We start from the raw sequence: 25,423 nt of genomic DNA, 5'->3' as shown, positions 1-25,423 counted from the left end.
AAAACCAGGATATCATCATTAGGAAATGTGATAATGCGTTCTATCCAATTACCTGAATGACATAAACTTTTTTGGAGGGAGTTTGGAGGGCTTTAAATGACGATCATTATTGTGCAAAAAGGTGACAGTCTTTGGGAAATTGCCACGAAAAATAAAGTTGACCCATCGAGGATAATTGAAGTAAACGGATTGGAATCAACAACTTTGGTCCCTGGCCTGGCATTGTATATACCTAATGAAAAAGCGGTGAATCGGAGGTATCTAATTAAAAGTCAGGATACCCTTACTAGAATCGGCAGTCGTTTTGGTACGAGTGCAGCGGAAATCATGGAGGCCAATCCAGGAATCGTTGCAAACTCGTTAAAAGTCGGTACGGAAATTTTAATTCCGTCTCCTTACAAAAATCAATTGATTACGCTGGGTTTTGCTTTCCCTACTTCAGGTGGAGTAGTGTTTGAAACACTTGAGCAGAATGGTGATAAACTATCCTATTTAGCCATTGTAGCTTATTCGTTTACAAGGGAAGGAAATGCATACGTTGATGGTGATGATCTCCCCCTTATTGCGAAATGCGAGCAGACAGGGGTGAAGCCGCTACTGATGATCCGGAACTTCCAAGATGGTGATTTTGATGCGGATTTGGCTGGCGATGTCCTTGCTAGTTCAGTATATAGAGCGAATTTAATCAATAGTATGCTGAATTTCGTTACAGAGAAAGGCTATGCCGGTGTCAGTATGGACATCGAATTCATCCCACCTGCCAGGCGTTCCGATTATGTACTTTTTTTAAAAGAATTAAAGGAGGGGTTGAACGAACTGATCCTGCATGTGAACGTACATGCAAAAACAGCGGATAATCCTGATAATCGAATTGTAGGCGGGCATGATTATCGGGGAATCGGAGAGGCAGCCGACCTTGTTGCCGTGATGACCATTGACTATGGGTATCCAACTGGACCGCCTGAACCCATTTCCCCACTTTGGTGGATGGGCGAGGTTCTTCGTTATGCATTGTCGACTATACCTGAGTATAAACTGCAGTCGGCTTTTCCTATGTATGGATACGATTGGATAGTACCAAGCCACGAGACTAAAGCTTTATCAGCTCAAAATGCCCAAAATCTTGCCATTGCAACTGGCTCTGAAATAACTTTTGACACTTCAGCAGCGTCCCCTACCTATTCTTATCGAAGAGAGAATTCGAACCATGTCGTTTGGTTTGAAGATATTCGATCGATAAGCGCAAAATATGAAATGATTGATGCATATGAACTTATAGGTGCAACTTATTGGCAGATTGGTTTGGAATTCCCTCAGAATTGGGAGTTTTTAGATAAGAATATCTGGATTATCAAATAGAATGAATGGGTGCCAAGAGGTGAAAAGAAGCGTTATATATTTTTTTCCCTTGTTTGGTTGTGCAGCTTTTATCAGGGGCAAGCCAATCACTCCGAGCAATATTTTAAAGAGCGACAATATTCTTCGACGGGCCCTTGAAACATAAAAAAGGAGCCATTGAAAACAAAGGCTCCTTTTTTATGTTGAATCGAAAGAAATACATCATCTTGGAATATTAGATGACTGACTTGACGGTGATTGATTACATTTTCCCCCTTGTAGGTCCTTCCTTTTAAACGTTGCATAAAGAAAGGCAAGGAATATCAGGGTGGAAGAAAATTGGAACGTTGTTTTGACACTGTATGTTTCCGATATATAGCCTAATAGTAAGACAGAGCCGGCAAATGTAAGATTGATGACCGCTCCCCAAGCGGCATAAATTTTTGCAAGAGTCTTTTCCGTTGCATGGTCTTGGAATAGCTTGGTGTAGATTATTTCCCGGATTTGTTCTGGGAGGCCGTACAGGCATGCCAGCAGCAAAGCCAAAGCTGGAATACTGGTAGTTCCAAAAAGTAAGATCAGCAGTGAACTTAAAAATAGCCCGAAAGTGATGAAGAATCCAATATATCTTTCTAGTATCTTGGCAAAACGGATGACGATCAATCCACTGAAAATCATGCCGACAAAGTAGCTTGTGTTAATGTATCCCCACCACTCCTCACCAAGTTGCAGGTTCTGTTCTACATATAAATAGATAACGGCAGCCACCCACACGCTTGAAGCTAAAGTAGTTATAAAATCAATTGAAATGAGTGTACGGATAGTTGGGATTTGGCGAATCGCAACCCATCCGGATATAATGGAACCCCAGTTTGTCGGAGCAACAGAGTCCGTCGTTTGTTCTGAGATTTCGATTCTCACAGTATAGATCGTTGAAACGGCAAAAAGCATGACAGTAAGCCAAATGATTAAGCTGCTGTTGGTGCTTATCAATAAGACGGAACCTAGTGGCCATCCTGCAACAAAGATGGTCTGAGTGATCACATTCAAGAAACCATTCGCTTTCATCCGTTCATCTTTTGGAACTAATTGAGGAATCAAAGCTGCGCTGACCGGGGCTGCGACTCCATCCAATAATGATATCAAGGCAATGAAGAAAATGACGGCAACAGAAAAACCTTGATTGAAATTTGTTATATAGATTCCTAGGCAAACGAGTAAGATAGTTTTCCACCATTGAGATTGTACAAGGATTCTTTTTAATGGAAACCTGTCGATGACAAGGGGGGCAAGTAAACTGCTGAAAAACCGAAAAATCGTTGTAGTGAACGGAAGCAAACTCAAATAAAAGGCAGATCCCGTTATCGTATATAATAGTGAAATCAACCCGACTACATAAAATATATCCCCTAGATTTGCAAACGCCTGACCTATCCAAAGGCATCGAAACGATGTGTTTTTCATGAATACCATTCTTTTAAGAAAATAAAGTTCATGGATATTTAGAATGGTTATTTTTTTACACTGGATTCACTCCTTAATTTAATAGATTGCATGAGCCGGGTTGGGCTGCTTTATATAGATGATTTTACCATAATATGAAAATGGGGGTTCTGAAATGCTTGCTGAATATTGAATATGGAATTATACTCCTTAATATATGTAAAAAAGGAGAAAAATTTGATGATTCGACGTTTCGCTTCATATTACCTGCCGCATAAGCGGTTATTCATTATTGATTTCTTCAGTGCAGTGGTCGTGGCTATACTTGAACTTGCATTTCCGCTAGCCGTTCAGTGGTTTATAGATACACTGCTGCCTGGCGACGATTGGTCTGCAATTGTTTCGGTAAGTGCCGGTTTGTTCCTCATTTATATCATTAGTACCTTCTTACAGTTCATCGTAGGGTATTGGGGTCACAAATTGGGTATCAATATTGAGACTGATATGCGTGAGGAATTATTTGAGCATGTGCAAAAACAATCTTTTCGTTTTTTTGATAACACGAAAACCGGCCATATCATGAGCCGCATAACCAATGATTTGTTCGATATTGGTGAACTTGCTCACCATGGTCCCGAAGATTTATTCATTGCCTTCATGACTTTTATAGGTGCATTTTGGATTATGTTGACGATCAATGTGAAATTGGCACTCATATCGGTTTGTATTTTACCGTTCCTCGTTTTATTAATTGTCATAAGTAACTTAAAGATGAATAAAGCCTGGAAGAAAATGTATACAGAGGTTGCAGATGTAAATGCCCGTGTGGAAGATAGCGTCTCAGGGGTGAGGGTTGTCCAATCCTTTACTAATGAAACATATGAAATGAAAAGATTTTCTACTAATAATCGCAGATTCCGTAAAGCGAAACTACTTGGATATAAGGTAATGTCCTTTAGCTTATCAGGCATTTACATGATGACGAGGTTTATGACCCTTGCCGTGTTGGTGATAGGAGCTTGGCTAACATTTCATGGGCAGCTCTCTTATGGTGAACTGGTTGCATTCGTCTTATACGTTAACGTATTATTTAAACCGATCGACAAAATCAGTGCGTTGATGGAACTCTATCCAAAAGGGATGGCCGGCTTTAAGCGTTTTACGGAACTTCTGGATGTCGGTCCTGATGTCGTGGATAAAAAGGATGCAATAAAGGTAACCACCCTTTTGGGTGATATTTCCTTTAAAGACGTTTATTTTTACTATGAAGATAAAAAGCCGGTTTTAAAAGGTATTGATCTAACAGTTAAAGCGGGTGAAACCATCGCTTTTGTCGGGCCTTCAGGAGCCGGGAAAACGACTATATGTTCATTGATCCCACGATTTTATGATGTTAATGCCGGCTCGATTTCCATTGATGGAATTGATATTCGTGAGATGACGAAAAAGTCATTGCGCTCACAAATTGGCATTGTCCAGCAAGACGTGTTTCTTTTTACAGGAACTGTAAAAGAGAACATTGCGTACGGAATGCTTGACGCATCGGATGAACAAATTCAAGAAGCCGCAAGGAGAGCCCATTTGGAGACTTTCATTGAAGGACTTCCGGAAGGCTATGAGACTCAAATAGGTGAACGCGGCTTGAAATTATCGGGAGGACAAAAACAACGGATTGCAATAGCAAGGATGTTTTTGAAAAATCCGCCAATATTAATTCTCGATGAGGCAACCTCTGCACTCGATACTGAAACGGAAAGAATAATTCAGCAGGCTCTTACTGAACTAGCTGAAAACAGAACTACGTTAATCATCGCACACCGTTTGGCAACCATTCGAAACGCTGACAAAATCGTGGTAGTAACGGAAGAAGGAATTGCTGAAGAGGGCGGTCACGATGACTTACTTAAGCAGGGGGGCATTTTTGCCAATCTGCATCAATTACAATTTCAAAAATGATAAAAAGCTATATGTCCTCACAAGGACATATAGCTTTTTTAATAGAATGGTGTGGAGTTCAATCAATAATGATTTCATATAATTTCAAAAATGAAATTAAAAAGGATAACAAACATAACCATATACAACTTAGGAATCCACTTAATGAAATAATCGAGAAATAGGAGAAACATTTGCCGTTATTTAGTCTTTTAAAAAAAGAGACCGTGAATGAATACCTGCAAAAAACTGCATTGGAATCCGTTGATGGACTATTATTGCATCCTCTTGTCGGTGAAACGAAAAATATTATATACCCGCTGATGTTAGGATGGAATACTTAAGTTACACGATCCTGAAGTTCTTATTAGAGGCATGAAGATAAATGAAGGAGAGTAAGCTAATGTAAACGCGTTTAGATTTAGTATTTTAAATCCGGCGGAGCAGTATTGTTCAAATACAGTTTTTGAAGATTCGTAGATATTAAGTGAAAATAACGAATTGGAGGTGGATAAATGAAAGCAATTGTGTACACCAAGTACGGTCCCCCCGACGTTCTTCAACTGAAAGAGGTAGAAAAACCTGCTCCTAAGGAGAATGAAATACTGGTAAAAGTGAAAGCGACAACGGTAACAATGGGGGATATTCGGTCACGGAGCTTTACAGTTCCCCTCTCTGTTTGGCTGCCTGCTCGGATAATAATGGGGTTAAGGCGTCCAAAGAAATCCATATTGGGTTTGGAGTTATCTGGGGAAGTTGAGTCAGTAGGAGAAGATGTCAAGTTGTTTAAAGCAGGTGACCAGGTTTTTGCAGCTTCCCAAGTCGGTTATGGTACTTATGCCGAGTATAAGTGCTTGCCTGAAGACGGGCCAGTTACCATTAAACCTATTAATTTATCTTTTGAGGAAGCCGCAGCCATTCCAATTGGGGCACGTACAGCATTGTTTTATCTTAGAAAAGCTAACATTCAGAGAGGTCAAAAGGTTCTTGTCTATGGGGCTTCAGGAAGTGTCGGAAGTTATGCAGTACAAATTGCCAAGTATTTCGGAGCAAAAGTTACAGGGGTTTGCAGTACCGCGAATGTAGAATTGGTAAAATCTCTTGGAGCCGATAAGGTCATCGATTACACTTCAGAGGATTTTTCCAGAGATGGTGAGACTTATGATGTTATCTTTGAAGCGGTAAACAAGAGTCCGTTTTCAGCTTGTATGAAATCGCTGAAAAAGGACGGAACCTATCTAAATGTCACCGTACCGGTACCCGGTGTTCGAATGCTATGGACTAAATTGACAACCAGCAAAAAGCTGATATTGAGTCAAAATTCTCCTGAAACCCCCGAAGCTCTAAACTTCCTCAATGAACTTGTTGAAGCGGGGAAGTTAAAAGTGGTCATTGACAGATATTATGCGTTTGAAGAAATAGTTCAAGCCCATACATATGTAGAGAAAGGACACAAGAAGGGGAATGTCGTGATAACCATCGAACATAACAGCAAATCCTAATAAATGATACAAGATAATAAACAAGCTCTTAAAAAGCTAAAGGGTGTGTTCTAATTATAAGGTTAACCGGTTTATACTGGTTGACCTTTTTTAAAATGGAAGTCTGATATATCAGTAGTCAGGGTAATACGTACGGGGGTTGCGCCATAAATTTATTGAGGTGAGTCTCTGAAAGAAATAGGCCAAGATTTTTTAAGATGAATCTAATTTTAAGCAAAGGGAGTGGAAAAATGTTTCCTATATTAGAAACAGAACGGTTAATCTTGAGAGAATTGGTGGAGGGTGATGCATTAAATATATTAAAATGCTTTTCCAATCCAGAGGTATTACGATATTATGGGCAAACTCCATTAACAAATACAGATCAGGTGAAGCAAATCATTAGGAATTTTTCAAAGGATTTCGATGAAAAACGCGGTATTAAATGGGGAATTGAATTGAAAGGGAAGGATGGCATCATTGGGACAATTGGATTACAAGAATGGTTTCATGAACATAAGAGAGCAGAACTGAGCTATGCACTTTTCCCAAATGAATGGGGTAACGGTTATGCAACAGAAGCTGTCAGTAAGGTGATTTCTTATGGTTTTAAAGAGCTTGACCTAACTCGTATTGGAGCAATTGTTTTTATTGAAAATAAAGCATCCAATAAGTTGTTGACAAATTTAGGTTTCAAAAAAGAAGGGATATTGAGAAATTATATGTACCAGAATGATGTTTCATTTGATACTAATCTATACTCTTTAATAACGGCAAATCCTCACTAAAATAACAAACTATAATGAAAGCTTCACAGACTAAGGGGAGATTGTTAACTGTTTTATAGAAAACAAAAATGGAAATTCAGATATATATTTAAAAATTCATGGTTTTCCTGTAAGATATCAATATATAAAAACCCTGTCGACTTGTCGACTTACTTAGAAAACGTGAGGAAAACATAAATTATGGAATTCGAAAAAAGTCTTGAAAAAAGTTGGAGTAATCAACAAAACACTGGTTTAACAGCATATTTAAAGAAAATGAAGGGCGAAGCTAGAGAAAAACACAGAATTGATTATATGGATTCCTTTGTTTCAGCTATAGGTGGACTCATTGCTATTATCATTATTAGTTTTATAGCTGTTTATTTAGGATATCCTATGGCACTAGCTCCTCTTGGGGCGAGCTGTGTTATTGTTTTTGGTGCGCATAAAAGTCTCTTGTCACAACCCCGTAATGTTATTGGAGGACATATAATCTCTACAACAACAGCCCTTATCATTTGGAGCATTTTCGGTAAAAGTCTATTCATTATCGGTCTGGTACTGGCTATTGTATTAATTATTATGACTTTTACAAAAACCGTTCACCCTCCCGCAGCGGCTAGTGCCCTTGTTTCGATCAATTCTCAAGTTGGTTGGGGATTCCTGATTCCGATTGTAATAGGTACCTTATTATTAGTTTTTATATCGATGATTTATAATAATTTATTTCAAACAAGACAGTATCCAAAACACTGGTTATGAAAAACCTATTTCATATACTTATATATATGACTGTTTTATAGCTCCCCGCTTATTGTACTGCTACTTTACTTCAATAGGCGGGGAGCTATGGCTTTTCTTACTAATAGAATTAAAAACCTTACTTACCATCATATTACATGAAAAATAGCGTTTGATATTGATTTGCTAAAGCATGATGGGCAGTGGTAAAATCCCAGTAAAAAAGGTGAATGTTCATGTCTGAACCAGTAATAGAAGATTCTTACCTAATCAGTTTGCAAAATATTCGCCATCACTCGCAGCATATCCATTCAGGAATTGAAATTCTTTTCGTTATCCGGGGAGAAATTGAGGTTATGGTCAATCAAGATTCCTATCACTTGGCGGAAAATGATCTTATGCTTATAAATGCTAATGATGTCCATACCGTAAAGGGGCATGAAGACAATGTAGTTCTATTGCTGCAAATTCCCCTTCATTCCATCGAGCAGCATTATCCGGATATTCATGTGTGTTATTTCGACTGCCGTTCATCTAAAGAGGATAGCGGGTTATATCTTCTTTTTGACCAAATCCGTCAACTCTTGGCTGAAATTTTGATCGCACATTACCAAGAGCAGGACGGAAGTGAACTCGAAATCAACAGCCAGATTTTCAAGTTAGTTACACTCCTTATCCGGAATTTCAAAACAACACATCTCGGGCAGAATCGATTTAATGAAATGAAGGATGAAAGAATTAGGGATATCCTTACTTTTATTGAAAAAAATTATCGCAAACAGATGTCATTTGAAGAGATTGCCAAACGGCAATATTTATCCCTATACTATTTGTCCCGTTATTTCAAACAGGCTGTTGGTGTGAGTTTTTCACAATATGTAAAACAAATCCGTTTGAAATCAGCTGTTCATGAGCTGTTATATACCGATCATAATATTATGAAAGTCTCGTTAAATAATGGTTTTCCAAATGTGAAAGCTTTTAACAAGGCTTTTAAGGAAATGTACAATCAAACACCTGCCGAATATCGAGGTCTTCACAAAAAAGAACCTTTCCAGGAAGTGAATAATATAAGCGAACAATATACCTTGGTGAATTCGCCGCACTTTTTAATTGAATTGAGCAAGTATATTTCGCAAAAGGACCAAAGTGTTAAGGTGAAAGAATCGGGAGTTTCGGCGGTACATATCAACCTGCCGCAAGAGCCTGTTCTTGTGAGGGATAAAGCCAAGCGATTATTGGTGATTGGACAGCTGGAATATGCCTTAAATGAAGAGGTCCAAGCAGAATTAAAGCTTATTCAGGAGCAGCTCCATTTTGAATATGCCTAATTCACGAACCTATTTTCCAAAACATTTACGACAATCGATCCGCTTTTGCAAATAGGTGGGCCGTATTATAAGATTGATGCTTTATTTAACGAGTTTCAAAGGCTGGGTTTAATTCCATTCATTAGTGTGGAGATTGAAAAGGAAGTCGTAAGCTGCCCGGATTATATAAAGATGTTAGATGAATTTTTACAGCACGCTGTCAGTTATTTTGGCGATGCCTTTGTCGGGAAATGGCAATTTGAATTGGTTTTCTCGGAGTGGGATCAAACTGCCCGGACTTTTTATCAACAATACTTTCATACTGTGAAAAAGAGGGCTTCCACCGCAAAGGTCGGAGTTCAAGTGCCTTTTTCCTTAGAAAAAGGATTATCAGTCCCTATTACTGAATTTTTAAAGCAAATGGATCAAATTGACCTGGTTTGCTTTAGCTGCAATCCAAATGAACAAGTTGACTTTACCGATATGGATAACAGTTCCTTTAAGGGAGTAAAAGATTATATAAAGAAATCGTGTATCGAATTAAAAGCAAAGCTATTGTCAGCTGGCTTGGCTGGCACACCAATTTACCTGACAAACTGGAATACACTCTACGGTAATACAGTAAATTTAAGTGGAACTTTTTTTCGATCAGCTCTCATTTTTAAAGACATGCTTGATGTTATAAAAGAGATTTCCAGTTTGGGATTTTGGATTGATACCCATTCATTAGAAAAAAGTAATATGGATAATGAAAATATTGCAATGAATGGAATTGCCCTGCTTTATTATTATCAAATAAAACGTCCGGCGTTTTTTAACATGCAATTAATCGCGAAAATAGGACTAGAGATTTTAGCCGAAGGTGAGGACTTTGTACTGACGAAGGGGAAACAAGGGTATCAATTGGATATTTATAACAATTCCTATGTTAATCCCACTTATTCTGTCGAAGGTTTCTTTTTGCGCTCCTTAACCAAGGAAAAGAAAATCATGATTTCAGGGCTGCCTTCTGGCATTTATCAAATTCGCAAACACATTCTCGATAGAAATAACGGTGCATTTTACTTTAATTGGCTCAATCTCAATCAGCAGTATATCTATGACCAAGAGATCATTACGTATCTCAAGCAGCGAGCTTATCCAGATTTGCAAATCTATGAGGAAAACATTGACTCGGATCTATTTTTACAATCCACTTTGACGTTAAATGCCATACATCTCTTTGAAATTAAGCCATTAGGTTAAAACTTGATGGTCTTTTTTTGTTGTCCGGTAAAGCCAAGTAATGAAAAAGGGCAAATGAAGGGGTAAGTTTTCGACAATGATTGGAATGTTTTCAATACTTAAAATAATTATAATGAAGACAAGAAAGCGATTACATAAATATTATTTCGGAGGTAGCCTTTTATGTCTGTTTCTCAAGGAACGATTAAGAAGCAAAGCGAAGCAAAACTTTCGGTATCAAAGGAAAAAAATACCGGTGGAGTTTTGTTGACTACAGCTTTAATGGCTGGTTATTCCATGATTTACATGGACAAAAACATGATTTCGACTGCAATTATCCCAATTGCAGAACAATTCCATCTAACAACAAGTCAAACTGGTTTGATAATGAGTTTATTTTTCCTGGGTTATTCTTTAATGCAGATACCTGGTGGATGGCTCGCAGATAAGATTGGATATAAAAAGGTACTAATGCTTTCGCTTTCGCTTATTACATTTTCATTCGCATTTGGCTTTGCTGGAAGCTTATTGATGTTTATTTTGATTCGTTTCTTGGCTGGTATTGGCCATGCAGGCTATCCTCCAAGCTGTTCAAAAGGAATCGCCGAAAATTTCCCGAAAAAAAGACGAACTTTTGTTCAATCGCTCATTTTGTCAACGAGTGGAATTGGCGGAATTTTGGCATTTGTGATTGGGGCACGGCTGATTGACTTGGATTGGTATTATGCCTACTATGCACTGGGGACAATGTTTGCGATCTCGTTACTTTTGGTTGCCTTTTTGGTACCTAATAGCCATCCAACTGCCAAAACGAAAACTGAAAAGAAACAAGTTAGTTTTAAATCAGTGATTTCTAATCGAAATGTAATTATTTTATTCGTTGCTATGCTGCTTGCGAATGTAGCTTTTTATGGAAATATGTCATGGCTGCCAACCTTCTTAAAGACAAAATTTACACTATCCATTAGTACGGTTGGGATAATCCTGGCAGTGAACGCTATTGGGGGAACGCTAGCTTCCATATTTGCAGGTGTATTATTGACAAAATATTTTGCTGGTAAGGAAAAGTTACTGCTAATGTGCTGTTCAGTAGTTTCATCCTTGTTGTTTCTTGGTTTAGTATTTTCAAATTCATTGGCCCTTTCCATTGCTTTCTTATATGTGCTTACATTTTTATTAACTACGATCTTTGTGGGGATTTTCTCTTGGCCGCACAAGATTTTACCTGAGAAAGTAATTGGGTCATCCATTGGGATCATCAATACGGGTGGAACGCTTGGTGGCTTTATTGCTCCAATGGCATTCGGTGCTTTAATTTCTATGGCCGGTGGATCGTTTTCTATCGTATTCATCACCTTGGCAATAGCCGTTGTAATATGCGGTCTAGTAATACTTACCGTTAAAGCAGAAAAATAATAGGAGGGGAATATGATGTTAGATCAACTAATGCAAAAACTTGAAGAGAAAAAAGAAAGAATGATAGAAACGTAGATATCTCCATCAACATCCTGAATTATCTTTTAAAGAAGAAAAAACGGCTCAATACATTGCTGATTTTTATAAAGATAAAAATGTAATAATACGGACAAATGTTGGCGGATATGGAGTGGTTGTGACAATCGAAGGCGGACTCGCAGGTAAAACGGTTGCCCTGCGTGCTGATTTTGATGGACTGCCAATTATGGAAGAGGCAGATGTCCCATTTAAATCGAGTAATCCAGGTGTTATGCATGCATGCGGTCATGATGGACATACTGCCTATTTAATGATCCTAGCCGAAGCATTAATTGAAATAAAAGACCAATTAAGGGGAAACGTTGTTATCTTGCATCAGCCTGCGGAAGAAACGCCTCCTGGTGGAGCAATTGCAATGATTGAAGATGGATGCTTAGAAGGTGTGGATAGTATTTTCGGCATTCACCTTATGTCCCCATCGGTGACCGGGGAAGTCTCTTATCGTGCTGGAGAAATGCAGGCCGGACGCTCGTATTTCAAAGTGAAAATCCAAGGAAAAGGCGGACATGGTTCGATGCCGCATACAAGCAATGACAGTATTGTCGCAGCAAGCCATTTTGTTGTAGCAGCCCAGACGATTGTCAGCCGTCGAATCAATCCCTTTGATATGGCGACAGTAACGATTGGCTCGTTTGATGGAAAGGGATCATTTAATGTTATAAAGGACAGCGTGGAACTTGAGGGAGATGTTAGAACCATGTCCAGTGAAGTTCGTGCTACAGTGGAAACTGAATTCAAGCGAATTTTAGCGGGGCTTGCTCAAGAATTTGACATTACCTATGACTTAATATACTCACATGATTACCCTGTTTTAGTGAATGATAATGCCATGACAGAACTGGTTGTAAATGGGATTAAAAAGGCCGGAATTCCTGAAATCAAAGCGTTAGTGGAAACACCGCCAATGTCTGGGTCAGAGGATTTTGCTTACTATTTGCAAAAGATTCCTGGCAGTATGTTTTATGTTGGAGCAAAGCGGGATGATGGTCCAGTTTATCCTCACCATCATCCTAAGTTTGTCATTAATGAGGACAGCCTTATCATCGCAGCAAAAGCAATGGCAGCTGTAGTTATAGAATATTTTGGACAGAAGTAAACAAAGGGAAGAAGGATACGGTTCTTATGCTTACGGCGTGGGAACCGTATCCTTAAGGAGTGATCACATGTCTTTTACCAATTTGAAAGAGTTAATTGAACTAGCAGAGCTGGAGAAAACAACCATTTCGGAATTGATGATCAAAACAGAAGTACAACAGAAAGGTTGTTCCAGGGAGACGATTACAGAAATAATGTCGGAACAATTTACTGTAATGGAGGAGGCTGTCCGCAGAGGTACAATGAGTCCAGTCATGTCGCGTACTGGTTTGACGGGAGGGGATGGAAACCGTCTTTATCAGTATGCCCGAAACGGGAATTCCTTTGTCAATCCCAAAACATTGAATGCTGCAGCAAATGCGCTCGCGGTATCGGAAGTAAATGCTGCTATGGGGCGAATTGTGGCGACGCCAACAGCTGGGTCAGCGGGAATCTTGCCAGCTGTCCTTGTTCACGCCCTTGCCAGCGGGAAATTTACCAGAAAGCAGATTGTACAGTCAATATTCACTGCCTCTGCCCTTGGTTTAGTTGTTGCAAATAAAGCTTCGATATCAGGGGCAGCCGGCGGGTGCCAAGCTGAAATCGGTTCAGCAACCGCAATGGCTGCCGGCACCCTAGTAGAGCTTGCAGGTGGAACACCAATGCAGGTTGGAAATGCCGTAGGAATTGCTTTGAAAAATTCACTAGGGTTGGTATGTGATCCGGTTGCTGGGCTGGTGGAAATCCCGTGCATCATCCGCAACGGTTTACATGCAATTACCGCACAAGCTGCTGCAGATATGGCTTTAGCTGGAATAGCCAGTATCATCCCACCGGATGAAGTGATTCATGTGATGCATGAAGTCGGACAGCAAATGCCCGAATCGTTGAGAGAAACCGGGATAGGAGGTCTCGCCGGAACTCCGACCGGGCAAAAATTAAAGAAGCAGATTCTAAGCGGAAAAACTAGTGGCGGTGGGCCGGCAAAATACCAAAGTGCGTATGAGATCATCGGTCCGGTAATGGTTGGCCCTTCGAGTTCTCATACAGCCGGGGCTGTCCGAATCGGGAATATTGCCCGCCAGCTATTAAATGAAAATCCATTATATGTAAAGTTCTCGCTGATGGGATCTTTCGCCGAAACCTATCAAGGCCATGGAACAGACCTGGCTCTATTAGCCGGTGTTCTTGGGTTATCTACAATGGATGATGGTATTCCAAATGCCCAACAAATTGCTGAAGAAAATCGCTTACAATATGAATTCACGAAAAGGGTTCTTGGAAGCTATCATCCGAATACAGTCCTCGTAGAATTGACAGGCGTCACACGTACTGTAAAGGTTTTGGCCAGCTCTTTAGGCGGTGGTAAAGTGGAGGTTCAGGAATTCGATGAGTATCCATTAAAATTTTCAGGAGAACGGCCAACACTTGTGATCCGTCATTCCGACCAAAAAGGGGTTATTGCCGAATTATCGGATATTCTTTATCAAAAAGGGTTCAATATAGCCCGAATGGCCAATGAACGTTCCAAAATCAATGGTGAAGCAATAACGGTTTGTGAAATCGACAATACAATTGAAGAAACTCTCTTATCTTTATTAAAAAGAGAGATTCCGATTATTGACGAAATTGTCTTAGTTCAAACTAAGTAGTTTCCTAAAAACTATCCATTAATCTCGCGACCGTATTTTCGCTGATGCAAAAAGCATGGTATGCGATTAAATTCAAAAAGGCATTCGGAATTAATTCGTTCCGAATGCTTTTTGTATATAATCTTAAGGATGGTTGTTTATTTTATATGCTGGTTTATCCATTATGTTCATCAGTTGTGTTAGTAGCCTGGGTGAAAGTATGATTGTCAGCGGGCTGGAGTTGCTACAGCTAGCTTTTAGGGAATCGGCTAGATGTTGAATTTTCAGAAAGCAAGATTTCCAATATGCTTGATATTGAGAAAATACGATTCACGATTCTCCTGAACGAACGAAATCCGCTATGAATAATTTTCTATACACCGTGGGGATTTCATATTTGCCACTCCATGAAAAGGCAGTCGAGACTGCAAAGGCAATAGGAACAGTTGAAGTCAAACGGGACAAGAAAAAAAGCAGTTTTCTAAATGCTTACGAAAGTATTTAAAAAGAAGTCGATAAAGGAAGGCTTGGTTTTAAACGAAAAAAGTGCCAATTTTGACATCTTACATATTTTATCCGGAAAGTTTTTGAACAAACGAGCCTGTATCCACCTTGGATCAGGCTTTAATGTATATATAGAAAATTAATCACGAGAGATATTACGTTTATAGACTTTGAAAAAAATCATGCTTGAATCTGCGATTGTCTAGAATTCTTTTTAAAAATCACTTTCGCTTTAAAATGTGAGAACAAATAACAGCCTATAATCACAATACCACTACCAATTCCTTGTACCAACGTCATTTTTTCACCTGATAATAGAAAGGCTAAAATTGCAGTGAAAATAGGATTAAAATTCAAGAAAATACCTGATGTTGTTGTACCTAATTTTTGTACACCAATGTTCCAAAGTACCATACATGCTACAGTTGAGATAACGCCTGTATATAAAATAGATTGGATGAAAGAAGTATTTATATTAGACACTGTAAAATTAGAAAAATTAAACGGAAGAAGGACTATAAGTCCAAATATACCAGAATATAATGTAGACATCATGGGTGTAGTTGTTATCATGGCCCATTTGCTACAAACGGAATATATTCCCCAAACACATACAGCAGCCATCATATATAAATCACCTGTATTAAATCGCAATGAAAGAAATAGATCAATATTTCCTTTTGAAAGTACAAGTATTACGCCAATAAGCGAAAAAAACATAGAAAACATTTGTAGAATATTAATTCTTTCTTTTAAAAAGAAAAATGAAAAAACAGCAATTGAAATCATGTTTAATGTTGATATTAATCCAACATTAGTGGCGGATGTTTTCTCTAATGCTGCAAATTGTAAAAGATTAAATAGAACCACACCAGTAATTCCCATCAAAAATAAAGGAAGGATTGCAGTTCGAGGGGGAAATATCTTTCTTTCTTTCAACCATACAATTGGCAAAAGACAACTAATAGCAATGATCCACCTTAAACTCGTCAAAGTCATCGGAGAAGCATGACCGACAAGCGATTTTCCTACGACAAAGTTCCCGCCCCATAATAAACTTGTTAAAAGTAATAACGAAAAATAATAATACTGCATATCTTTTTGCTCCTTTTCAGCTTTCACAGTTTAAGTGAAAAAAGATCGAAGCCATTGTGCACAATGACATTTCAATTTTCATAATTAATTACTGCTAATTTTAACATTATAGGTCGTTACTTTATATATTATTTTGTATAATAGAAGAAACTTAAAATAATAATAAAAAATATTACTGATATACAGAATTAAATTAAGTTTTGCTATTGGGATGATACTGTTTTTGGAACAATTGTAAAAGGAGTGACTATAAGTGGAATCTATCGTAAGCAAGGTTCTAGATAATGTTGATATTCAAATTTTAGATTTACTACAAAAGGATGCACAATTAAGCAATACTGAGCTTGCAAAGCGTGTCAAGTTATCTCCACCAGCTATACATTCAAGGATAAAACGTTTGGAAAATGAAGGATTTATTAATGGGCAAGTAGCAATTTTAAACCAGGAGAAGCTAGGTTTTGATTTATTATGTTTTATTTTTATGAGTACGAATATACATCAAGCTGAAAAACTGGAAGTTTTGGAGAAGGCATTAGCTTCTATGTCAGAAGTATTAGAGTGCCATTGTTTAACAGGTGAGTATGATTATCTTTTAAAAGTGGCTAACAAAGATCGGAAGGAATTAGAAATATTTATTAGAAAGCTAAATAAACTAGGCATAACAAGAATTCAAACTAGCCTAGCTCTCAGAGAAATTAAATATTCAACAGTTTTACCCATATAGAAAAAAAGTCCCGTTCGTAAAAGTACACTTTTACGAACGTTTTTTGATAGAACGAGAGAGAGAAAAGTAGAAGAAGGAATAAAAAAATGAAGTCCTTAAATTTGGAAACATACAAATCCGCAGCATGGATCAAAATGAAGGACCGCAACTTCAGGCCATGAGAAAAAAGGGGTTGGATAAAAAAACTTGTCAAAAAAAATAGCCTTTGCTAAAAAAGAACATAGGCTATTTATTCATTATCAAGTTATTTGAGTAGATATAAATCCATTTTTAAGTTGAACTATAATGTTCGCTCAAAATTTTGAACGTCTTTTGATTTTGTTAAGGAGGATTATAGATTGGATAATAAGGAACGACTCTGTCTTTCAATAATTACATATCAACATCACTAGAAATACCCCGATAAAATCATTGCTATAGAAAATTTGAAATTTACAATTCCTACTTGATGCACCATATATTTTTCTTGAAAATGTAAATTCTCCTTTTGCCCTTAATCTTATAAAATCATTATATGCTCAACTAGTTTAAGCACTGAGCCGTGCATCGATTAAAAAGCAGTACACTTCTTTCGGAGTTGCACTGCTTTTTTTAATTTCTCCCGTTTATTATGATTTTTAATCAGAAAATCGGTATTGAAGACTCGCTTAATGAAACATAAAGTTTAATTACTTAACAAAATTGCTTCTGCGTTACTCGGTTGAAGAGCTATTTGTAGTGCACTTTTTTCTTCATAGTTTAAAGGGACCAATGGTAAGCGGACACCTCCAACATTTAACCCCCGCATATTTAATGCTGATTTTACCGGTGCTGGGCTTGGTGCAGCAAATAATGCCTTCATAATTGGAAGAAGGTTACGATGTGCAGTGGCAGCACCATGTACATCACCATTTTTAAAGCTATTGATCATTTCTTGCATTTCATTACCAATTATGTGTGAAGCAACCGAAACAATGCCTGTTCCACCGATGGCTAAAACCGGTAGTGTTAACCCATCATCGCCGCTGTACAATGTAAAATCGCTAGTTGTCTTGCTTATGATTTGTGCCATGGCATCTAAGTCACCACTTGCTTCTTTTACTGCCACAATATTGTTGATTTTTGAGAGGCTAACAATCGTCTCCACTGACATGTTCACAACACTTCGTCCTGGGATATTATAAAGCATTACCGGCAATGATGTTGAATGGGCAATAGCACTAAAGTGCTGAAATAATCCTTCTTGAGACGGCTTGTTATAATATGGGGTAACGAGCATGATTCCGTCGACTCCTGCTGCCTCTGCTTGTTTTGTTAAGCTGATAGAAGCCTTCGTGTTATTTGAGCCAGTTCCAGCTATGACTGGAACTCTTCCATCAACAACTTCTACAACAATTTTGAATAAATCGACTTTCTCTTCTTCAGTTAATGTAGGAGACTCTCCAGTTGTACCAGCTATTACTAATCCATCAGAACCATTAGCAATTAAATAATCTACTAAAGTTCTCGTAGCATTAAAATCAACCTCATCATTATGATTAAACGGGGTAACCATTGCGGTTAAAACTTGGCCAAAATTCATAACTTCACACCCTTTTGTATAATTTTTTAAAAAATTCAGAGGTGGTTTGGGCCATTCAGGAGTAAACGCAAAAAAGCAACAACGAGGATTCGCTGCTGCAGTAGAAACAATATTTATCAAAAAAATGTTTCCGCGCATAAGATAGCCCTCCATATAGTTTCCTATATGACAGTCCTGCATTTATTCAATAGCAGAACCAGCTTCAAGAACATGAGATTCTTTCCGCTTCGGCAAATTCCCCTTTCCACAATAGTCATAGGATCTCATTCTCCTCAAAGTGTGTACTAATGGTCTTTGCTCCTCTATCCTCACTTCAAAAAGTATGAAGTAAGAAAATATTTAATTGACTGTAATATAACAAGGAATCCTTATTATTGCAAGGCCAATTTAAAATATTTTTTAAGAATACATGGATAATCAATGAAAATGGATACGGTATAAGGGCTGGATTTTTCTTTTTTAGTATTATGTAATCTCAACATTAATAGTTTTATAAAACAAACTGTATGAAAAGTTTCACTCTTTTATAGTCAGTTTTACAATTGATATATCTTATAGATAATTAGTATTTATCTTATGAATCCTTAGAATAATGATCAAGGTGGGGAGGACAACATGATAAATATAAAACTAACAAAGGAAAGAAAAGATATGAAAATCCGTGACGTTTGGGAAGCAAGAAAACGGATCGCTTCAATGTAAGGAGGACTCCATTGCTTCAATTATACTATCATAAAAAATTGAAAAGGATGGCCATTAATGACATCAAGCTAATGTTAACAACCTATCCAAAGATAAAATTATCTTTCGTCCAATAAAAACTGATCAGAAGCAATTGCTTGCACGAGGGAAAAAAACCGGAGGAGTTCGACAGCATTGTAGCTGGCAATTTTACCAGAGAGTATGTTGCTGAAAATGGAAATAAATCCGTAGCCAACAAGATTAAACTTATTGAACTACTTGGTGCTTCCATTCCATTCAGGATTGGAACGAATACGTATAAACAGCATACGTCGTTCCAAATCCATGAGCTGGAATGATAAAATCCATTAAGATCCGTGGGATTGTTAACAAAGAAAATTGATCAGGCATTGAACTGCGAAATGGACTGTACATATTAGGCAAAAGGAGGAAAGTTGCCCAAAACGCAATTCCACCGAGAAAAGTCGTTAACAGGAAGTTTGCATTAATAACGACCAGTGTTCGCAGAAATAATGAGAGCCCCGCTTGAAGAATAAATACCTGCTTTGGCCAAAGCATTATACGGATCTAAATTCCATAATTGTGCAGTATAACAGGATGTCTGGCCTTTCATTATCCATCCGTTACCACCGGAACTAGCACAACTTGTAAATGCTCTCTTGGTCTTGCCATTAAAACTGTCAACCCAAACATTTGCATAATAATCGTAAGGAGCAGCCGAATAAAACTTTAAGTAACCCCACGCCGTATGACAATACGCACTTCCTTTTAGCTGCACATATCCAATTTTTACACCGTTTTTATAAATATATTCCGTTTCATAAGTGATTGGGCTTTTAGAAGCACAACCTGTCGAATAAGGGTTTGTATTATCGTAGGACAAGGCAAATGCTTTATTCATCGGTCCAATCGCAAAAAACAGTCCAAAGACAAGCGTTATTACCATCACAATATTTAATAATTTTTTTATAATAACCTCTCTCCTTTCCTTCTTCTCGACTTTACCATATGAAAATTGGTATTTCTATGTACTTTGGAATCATTTACCATATATATAAATATTACTATAACCCGGATAACTACGTAGTTAAGGGATAGTTCCCCATTCCCATCAAGCAATGGCAATTCATTACTACAAGCGAAAAATTATCTTAAGTTTTCCTCCAGAATCAATTTAAGTGAACGGAGGACTATTGGCCATAGGTATTTTTTGATTTATTAATATTTAAATTACACTGAACTAATATTTTATTAATAATGTAAAGTTACTATTTAAATTGGTAAACCACATAAAAATTTAAAAATGAGGAGGATATTTGTCTTTTTGCAAAATACTTACATAATTAAAGCGGCTAAACGATAAATAGGAGGAATTGATTTTGAAAGTGAAAAATAAATTTGCTGCAATGTTGACAGTTGTAACTGTAGGATTAACAACATCTTTATCAAATGTACAAGCATTCTCGGAATCTTCAAATTCAGATAATAAACGTAAACCGGAGCTCGTTTTTCCTGTAATCAGTGATGTACATATAGATGATGGATCATCTGCTGATATGAACAAGTTTAGAACAGCCATGGATCAATTAAACAAAGCTGCGCCTAAACAGGATGCTTTTGTTGTCGTTGGGGATTTAACGGACTATGGATACGCTACTGAATATGATAGGTTTTTCTCCATTTATAATGAGAAGAAACAAGGGGATGTCCAATCCATGTTTACAATGGGAAACCATGATTATTGGAATGGACTTTCAGTAGAAAAAGCACAAGATCGTTTTCTCGAGAAAACTGGAATGGATTCTCTTTACTATCATAAAAAAGTAAATGGATATGATTTTATTACGTTAAGTCCGGAAAATGGTAATACGCATGGTTTATATTCTGTTAATCAAATTAACTGGCTAGGCGAAAAGTTAGCTGCAGCAGAAAAAGAGAATCCGGACCAACCAATCTTTGTTTTTCTTCATCAACACATTAAAGACACTGTGTATGGAAGTGACTTATGGGGAACTCAGGAAAATAAAGAACTTTTATATGATACATTAAAGAAACATCCACAGGTTATTACATTTTCAGGCCATTCTCATTATCCACTTGAAGACCCTAGAACGATTCATCAAAAAGACTTTACGTCTGTTGGCACGTCTTCTGTAAGTTATTTGGAATTAGAGCCGGGCAAACTTCAAGGGTTTCATCCTGAAGGATATCGGGATATTAGTCAAGGTATGATTGTAGAAGTTTATAATAATGAAGTTGTCCTTAAAAAACGTGACTTTCATAAAGACGATTGGACAGGAAAACCATGGGTAATCAAAAATCCTTCTAAAAAAAATAACTTTAAATATACAGACGATCGAGATCAGTTACCACCGGTTTTTGCAGTTAAAGACAAGGCTTCGATTGTAAAAGAAAAATCGACACTAAAAAGTTTAAATGTTACATTTCCGCAGGCAAAAGATAACATGCTAGTACATTCTTATCACATTACAGCCAAAAACAAGGAAACAGGGGAGTTAGACGCAGACTTTACCGCATTTTCTGAATTCTATATTGATCCTGTTCCAAAGAATTTAGAGTTCCCTGTAGCTGGTCTTAAGCCAGGTACAGATTATGAAATTAAGGTACAAGCACTAGATTCATTTAACAATAGCAGTAAAAAGGTGTTACTGGCTGAAGGCCAGACAAAAGCCCTGGAAATGGTCTCAGCACTAGCTTCTCCTTCTTTAGTAACGGAAGGTGAATCGACTACACTCCAAGTGAAGATGAAAAATTTTGGAAATGGTAGTGTGAAGGGGAAAATTAAAGTTGATGCACCTGAAGGTTGGAGTTTGGAGCACAATGAACTTGATTATGAGCTTTCGGGAACTGAAGAAAAAATGTTGCCAATTAAAGCTACACCTAGTAAGGAAAGTTCCGGATCATCACAATTCACGATTACTGCTTACGAGGGCGGCCAAATAATTGGCTCCAAGAATATAAATGTATTCGTAAACATGTTGCTTGGAGAAAGTTTTGACCAATTAGAGTCTGGATTAAAGCCAGCAGTGAATGAAAACATTCCAGGTTCTATTCTCGGTTGGAGCCATGCAGCCCCTAACGGCTGGTCGGTGACAAATAGCTCAAATATGCCAGCCGGTACAATGGAGTGGCAAGGTTGGAGCTTCACAACAAAGGACTTTTGGACAAAAGCAGAAGACCAAGATCGTAACAAATTTGAGCTTGGTCAAGGTGTTATAGCTGTAGCGGATCCTGATGAATGGGATGATAACGGTTCACCATCATCAAAAGGTTTTTTTGATAGTACATTAACTTCACCTTCTGTAAAAGTTGATGGTGCAAAAGATCTGTACTTAGGATTTGCATCCCATTATAAACAAGAAGGAACGCAAACAGCTGAAGTAACTGCTGTCTTTGATAATGGGGAAAAACAACAAGTTCTCGTTTATGACAATAAAGCTGCTTCCGATAATAAAAATGGACATGTTTTGAATAAGTATGAAGTTAAATCGATTAAGGTTCCTGAAGATGCTTCTTCGATGACAGTACAATGGAGAATGCATAATGCGAAAAATAATTGGTTTTGGTCGATTGACGATATTAGATTGGATGACCAAATGATCGTTTCACCAAATGAATGAGAAGAACAGGTGAACTTTTCTTGAAATTTGTATTAGTAAAAAGCGGACTTTCCTTAAGGGTAAGTTCGCTTTTTCTTAATTTATAATGGTTTATTACTCATTTATTTCGTATCTTTGTTAGGATAATACATCAAAATAAAGGTATAGTTATTAATTTATTAATCATTGAAGTGCAGCTTTATTTAACTCTTGGATAATTTATAAACCATTCCATTATTATAAAAGGTAGGATGAAAATCTAATATTTTATCAAAAAATTAGCTAGCCGAGACCCGAGAGAAGCTTTCGTCGAGGAGGCTTGGCATACAGTAGGCAGAAATGGAGCGATTTCTGAAAACAACTGGAACGTTTTATAATTAAAAAATTGTAGACCGACATAGAATTTTTTCTATGTATTTTAGAAAATTTTAAGATTTGTGTGATATGTTTTTTTAAAGTTCTAAGAAAAATTATCGTGGAAAACATTTTCCATGCAAGAACAGCGGATAAACGGTGAACTTTTCTATAATCGTAAACGAGAGATCGATATGGGGTGAAAATATTTGTCAATTAAAATGAGGTTTCTATTGTCCTACGTTGGCGTAATTCTTATTTCCATCACTTTATTTTTAGCAGCTGGATTTTTACTTACTTTTGCAATAACAGGCGATATAAAATCGATAGAGCATTTATACAAAAAATCTTATCTCCAAAAACCTTTGACTGCAGTAGAAGAAAGTGTGTTTCTCGATTTAAAGCTTTTGGCAAAAAATAATCCAGAGCAGCTTTTGAATGAAGAACAGCTGGAGAAGATTGAACATAGAGATATTAAAATTGTCGTTAGAAAAGATAATAACATTGAGTATACGTCTCCCACACTTGATAAGCTGGGCTTGGTTCAATCACTTCCTATGTTCGAAGAAACGAACATCAATACGCGGGACACAATCAAAATGAAAGACACTTTTTTCACATATGTGAAGTTTGATTTTTATTTTTCTGATAAAAGTGAAGGAAGTATTTTTGTATTGAGAAAGGCAAGTTCCTTTGCTGAGCTGACCCGCGAGTCATTTCCCATTTTATTCGCGCTATTGTTATTACTGTTTGTAATGATTATTGGACTTTTAAATTATTTAGTTTCAAGAAGCATCATCAAACCTATCTCAATACTTAAAGAAGGTGCAGAGCGTATAAAATCAGGAGATTTAAACTTTGAAATCAAAGCGACTTCGAATGATGAAATAGGACAATTGAATAGGGAGTTTGAGGAAATGAGAAAAAGGTTAAAAGAGTCCGTAAACCTTCAGCTTCAGTATGAGGAAAATCGCAAAGAACTTCTTTCCAATATTTCTCATGATTTGAAGACACCGATCACTTCGATTATGGGATATGTAGAGGGGATAAAAGACGGAGTAGCAAACACCCCACAGAAGATGGACAAGTATTTATCGACTGTATACCTAAAAGCAAGAGATATGGATTCATTGATAGATGAATTGTTTTTATTTTCCAAGCTGGATTTAAAAAAAGAACCATTCACTTTTGAAACGGTCAGACTAGATAAATATTTAATAGACTACGTAGATGAACTTCAATTGGATTTACTTCAACAAGGAATCCAGATTGAACTTCAACAGCTGCATACACCGATACACGTGACAGCGGATAGAGAGAAACTAAAACGTGTATTGGCCAACCTAATCAGTAATTGTGTAAAGTATATGGATAAAAATGAAAAACACATTTCCATTTCTCTGCATGAAGGACAATATGATGTAGTCGTACAAGTAACAGATAATGGCTATGGAATAGAATCTTCTGCATTGCCTTATATTTTTAACCGCTTTTATCGTGCTGAGCAATCTAGAAATTCTCTGACAGGTGGAAGTGGTTTAGGGCTTGCGATCGCAAAAAAAATTATCGGCGAGCATGGAGGAGATATTTGGGCTACTAGCGAGATAGGAAAAGGAACAAGTGTCTTCTTTTCCATAAAGAAAGGTGAGGAAATGTGAAAAAGATATTACTTATTGAAGACGAAGTCAGTATTGCTGAATTGCAAAGGGACTATTTGGAAATAAATGATTTTAGTGTCGATATTCAACATACAGGTGATGCAGGTCTCCAACAGGCCCTTCAAGGAAATTATCATTTAATCATTTTGGACATCATGCTTCCAGGATTGAATGGATTTGAGATATGCAAACAAATACGTGCAGTCCATAATATTCCGATATTGCTTGTATCCGCCAAAAAAGAAGATATTGATAAAATTCGGGGACTTGGTTTAGGGGCAGATGATTATATTACAAAGCCATTTAGTCCAAGTGAACTAGTTGCAAGAGTGAAAGCGCATTTAGCGCGTTATGAACGTTTATCAGGAAGTCACCCCAAATCTAATTCAATCTATGTTCATGGGATTTCAATAGATAAGTCAGCACGCAGAGTTCACATAAATGGGGAAGTGGTCCCGTTTACAACGAAGGAATTCGATACTTTAGTGTTTTTTGTCATGCATCCGAATCAAGTATTAAGCAAAGAGCAGCTTTATGAAAATATTTGGGGATTGGAATCGGCTGCAGATGTTTCGACTGTCACCGTCCATATCAGGAAACTACGTGAAAAAATTGAAAGAAATCCTGCACATCCTAAATTTTTGGAAACCGTTTGGGGAGCAGGGTATCGCTTTAATGTTTAAATAGCATGTTTTATGACCCGTCACGAAGGTGGCGGGATTTTTTTATAAAGATTAAGAAATTTT

Annotated in this window: 18 protein-coding genes, 3 pseudogenes and 1 riboswitch; of the genes and pseudogenes, 17 read left to right on the top strand and 4 right to left on the bottom strand. The window is 37.4% G+C overall.

Annotated features, from left to right (window positions below; translation table 11 throughout):
- The first annotated feature begins 96 nt into the window (after positions 1-96).
- Positions 97-1,359, top strand: a complete 1,263-nt coding sequence (locus tag AC3ISB_RS15590; protein WP_141993697.1) for a LysM peptidoglycan-binding domain-containing protein — start codon at positions 97-99, stop codon at positions 1,357-1,359.
- 201 nt (positions 1,360-1,560) lie between these two features.
- Here the strand turns inward: AC3ISB_RS15590 and AC3ISB_RS15585 are convergent, their stop codons facing one another.
- Positions 1,561-2,802, bottom strand: coding sequence for an MFS transporter (locus AC3ISB_RS15585; RefSeq protein ID WP_181762257.1), 1,242 nt, complete (start codon positions 2,800-2,802; stop codon positions 1,561-1,563).
- A gap of 219 nt (positions 2,803-3,021) precedes the next feature.
- On the opposite strand from AC3ISB_RS15585, the gene AC3ISB_RS15580 reads away from it, so the two are divergent.
- From AC3ISB_RS15580 to AC3ISB_RS15530, 11 genes and pseudogenes are all read left to right on the top strand, one after another.
- Complete coding sequence (locus AC3ISB_RS15580; protein ID WP_141993695.1) at positions 3,022-4,737, top strand: ABC transporter ATP-binding protein; 1,716 nt, start codon at positions 3,022-3,024, stop codon at positions 4,735-4,737.
- A gap of 209 nt (positions 4,738-4,946) precedes the next feature.
- Positions 4,947-5,053 (top strand): annotated as a pseudogene (locus AC3ISB_RS15575) (hypothetical protein); the annotation flags it as partial.
- A gap of 178 nt (positions 5,054-5,231) precedes the next feature.
- Complete coding sequence (locus tag AC3ISB_RS15570; protein ID WP_489273686.1) at positions 5,232-6,218, top strand: NAD(P)-dependent alcohol dehydrogenase; 987 nt, start codon at positions 5,232-5,234, stop codon at positions 6,216-6,218.
- 230 nt (positions 6,219-6,448) lie between these two features.
- Entirely contained in the window at positions 6,449-6,985 is a 537-nt protein-coding gene (locus AC3ISB_RS15565; protein WP_144552163.1) for a GNAT family N-acetyltransferase, read from the top strand.
- Positions 6,986-7,165: 180 nt separating this feature from the next.
- Entirely contained in the window at positions 7,166-7,726 is a 561-nt protein-coding gene (locus tag AC3ISB_RS15560) for an HPP family protein (protein WP_141993690.1), read from the top strand.
- Positions 7,727-7,941: 215 nt separating this feature from the next.
- Positions 7,942-9,036: a helix-turn-helix transcriptional regulator gene (locus AC3ISB_RS15555; protein ID WP_489273685.1), complete on the top strand. Its 1,095-nt coding sequence runs from the start codon at positions 7,942-7,944 to the stop codon at positions 9,034-9,036.
- 171 nt (positions 9,037-9,207) lie between these two features.
- The gene (locus tag AC3ISB_RS15550) at positions 9,208-10,260 is read left to right on the top strand and encodes a GH39 family glycosyl hydrolase (RefSeq protein WP_489273684.1); all 1,053 of its coding nucleotides are present in this window, start codon (positions 9,208-9,210) and stop codon (positions 10,258-10,260) included.
- A gap of 162 nt (positions 10,261-10,422) precedes the next feature.
- Positions 10,423-11,655, top strand: coding sequence for an MFS transporter (locus tag AC3ISB_RS15545; RefSeq protein ID WP_489273683.1), 1,233 nt, complete (start codon positions 10,423-10,425; stop codon positions 11,653-11,655).
- 15 nt (positions 11,656-11,670) lie between these two features.
- A pseudogene (locus AC3ISB_RS15540) lies at positions 11,671-12,850 on the top strand (M20 family metallopeptidase).
- Positions 12,851-12,917: 67 nt separating this feature from the next.
- Positions 12,918-14,480 (top strand): L-serine ammonia-lyase, iron-sulfur-dependent, subunit alpha, encoded by a 1,563-nt coding sequence (sdaAA, locus tag AC3ISB_RS15535; RefSeq protein ID WP_489273682.1) that lies wholly within the window; start codon positions 12,918-12,920, stop codon positions 14,478-14,480.
- Between the two features lie 203 nt (positions 14,481-14,683).
- Positions 14,684-14,964: pseudogene (locus AC3ISB_RS15530) on the top strand (DNA alkylation repair protein); the annotation flags it as partial.
- Positions 14,965-15,143: 179 nt separating this feature from the next.
- Here the strand turns inward: AC3ISB_RS15530 and AC3ISB_RS15525 are convergent.
- Entirely contained in the window at positions 15,144-16,058 is a 915-nt protein-coding gene (locus AC3ISB_RS15525) for a DMT family transporter (RefSeq protein WP_489273681.1), read from the bottom strand.
- Between the two features lie 253 nt (positions 16,059-16,311).
- On the opposite strand from AC3ISB_RS15525, the gene AC3ISB_RS15520 reads away from it, so the two are divergent.
- On the top strand, positions 16,312-16,782 hold the full coding sequence (locus tag AC3ISB_RS15520; RefSeq protein WP_098369458.1) for an Lrp/AsnC family transcriptional regulator: 471 nt from the start codon (positions 16,312-16,314) through the stop codon (positions 16,780-16,782).
- A 664-nt stretch (positions 16,783-17,446) separates the two neighbouring features.
- Here AC3ISB_RS15520 and dapA read toward each other — a convergent pair.
- Positions 17,447-18,343 carry a 4-hydroxy-tetrahydrodipicolinate synthase gene (gene dapA, locus AC3ISB_RS15515; RefSeq protein WP_098369630.1) on the bottom strand — a complete coding sequence of 299 codons (897 nt, stop codon included), beginning with the start codon at positions 18,341-18,343 and terminating at the stop codon, positions 17,447-17,449.
- A 134-nt stretch (positions 18,344-18,477) separates the two neighbouring features.
- Positions 18,478-18,656: riboswitch (Lysine riboswitch) on the bottom strand.
- Positions 18,657-19,182: 526 nt separating this feature from the next.
- Between dapA and AC3ISB_RS15510 the strand changes: the two genes are divergently transcribed.
- Positions 19,183-19,383, top strand: a complete 201-nt coding sequence (locus AC3ISB_RS15510) for a hypothetical protein (RefSeq protein ID WP_480339461.1) — start codon at positions 19,183-19,185, stop codon at positions 19,381-19,383.
- A 146-nt stretch (positions 19,384-19,529) separates the two neighbouring features.
- On the opposite strand, the gene AC3ISB_RS15505 is transcribed toward AC3ISB_RS15510, so the two are convergent.
- Complete coding sequence (locus tag AC3ISB_RS15505) at positions 19,530-19,946, bottom strand: DUF2690 domain-containing protein (RefSeq protein ID WP_179890963.1); 417 nt, start codon at positions 19,944-19,946, stop codon at positions 19,530-19,532.
- Between the two features lie 484 nt (positions 19,947-20,430).
- On the opposite strand from AC3ISB_RS15505, the gene AC3ISB_RS15500 reads away from it, so the two are divergent.
- The 3 genes from AC3ISB_RS15500 to AC3ISB_RS15490 all read left to right on the top strand — a co-directional run bounded on the left by AC3ISB_RS15500 (position 20,431) and on the right by AC3ISB_RS15490 (position 25,360).
- Positions 20,431-22,686, top strand: a complete 2,256-nt coding sequence (locus AC3ISB_RS15500; RefSeq protein ID WP_489276946.1) for a metallophosphoesterase — start codon at positions 20,431-20,433, stop codon at positions 22,684-22,686.
- A 542-nt stretch (positions 22,687-23,228) separates the two neighbouring features.
- Positions 23,229-24,677, top strand: coding sequence for a sensor histidine kinase (locus tag AC3ISB_RS15495; RefSeq protein ID WP_489273680.1), 1,449 nt, complete (start codon positions 23,229-23,231; stop codon positions 24,675-24,677).
- On the top strand, positions 24,674-25,360 hold the full coding sequence (locus tag AC3ISB_RS15490) for a response regulator transcription factor (protein ID WP_141995212.1): 687 nt from the start codon (positions 24,674-24,676) through the stop codon (positions 25,358-25,360). Before AC3ISB_RS15495 ends, AC3ISB_RS15490 begins: the two co-directional genes overlap by 4 nt.
- Positions 25,361-25,423 lie beyond the last annotated feature (63 nt).

It is taken from the genome of Peribacillus sp. GL_122, assembly GCF_057835005.1.
This window is presented reverse-complemented; position numbering and strand designations above follow the sequence as displayed.

Coding starts and splice junctions, on each gene's coding strand:
- AC3ISB_RS15590 (WP_141993697.1), top strand. CDS start 97: ATGACGATCATTATTGTGCAAAAAGGTGACAGTCTTTGGGAAATTGCC.
- AC3ISB_RS15585 (WP_181762257.1), bottom strand. CDS start 2,802: ATGAAAAACACATCGTTTCGATGCCTTTGGATAGGTCAGGCGTTTGCA.
- AC3ISB_RS15580 (WP_141993695.1), top strand. CDS start 3,022: ATGATTCGACGTTTCGCTTCATATTACCTGCCGCATAAGCGGTTATTC.
- AC3ISB_RS15570 (WP_489273686.1), top strand. CDS start 5,232: ATGAAAGCAATTGTGTACACCAAGTACGGTCCCCCCGACGTTCTTCAA.
- AC3ISB_RS15565 (WP_144552163.1), top strand. CDS start 6,449: ATGTTTCCTATATTAGAAACAGAACGGTTAATCTTGAGAGAATTGGTG.
- AC3ISB_RS15560 (WP_141993690.1), top strand. CDS start 7,166: ATGGAATTCGAAAAAAGTCTTGAAAAAAGTTGGAGTAATCAACAAAAC.
- AC3ISB_RS15555 (WP_489273685.1), top strand. CDS start 7,942: ATGTCTGAACCAGTAATAGAAGATTCTTACCTAATCAGTTTGCAAAAT.
- AC3ISB_RS15550 (WP_489273684.1), top strand. CDS start 9,208: ATGTTAGATGAATTTTTACAGCACGCTGTCAGTTATTTTGGCGATGCC.
- AC3ISB_RS15545 (WP_489273683.1), top strand. CDS start 10,423: ATGTCTGTTTCTCAAGGAACGATTAAGAAGCAAAGCGAAGCAAAACTT.
- sdaAA (WP_489273682.1), top strand. CDS start 12,918: ATGTCTTTTACCAATTTGAAAGAGTTAATTGAACTAGCAGAGCTGGAG.
- AC3ISB_RS15525 (WP_489273681.1), bottom strand. CDS start 16,058: ATGCAGTATTATTATTTTTCGTTATTACTTTTAACAAGTTTATTATGG.
- dapA (WP_098369630.1), bottom strand. CDS start 18,343: ATGAATTTTGGCCAAGTTTTAACCGCAATGGTTACCCCGTTTAATCAT.
- AC3ISB_RS15505 (WP_179890963.1), bottom strand. CDS start 19,946: ATGAATAAAGCATTTGCCTTGTCCTACGATAATACAAACCCTTATTCG.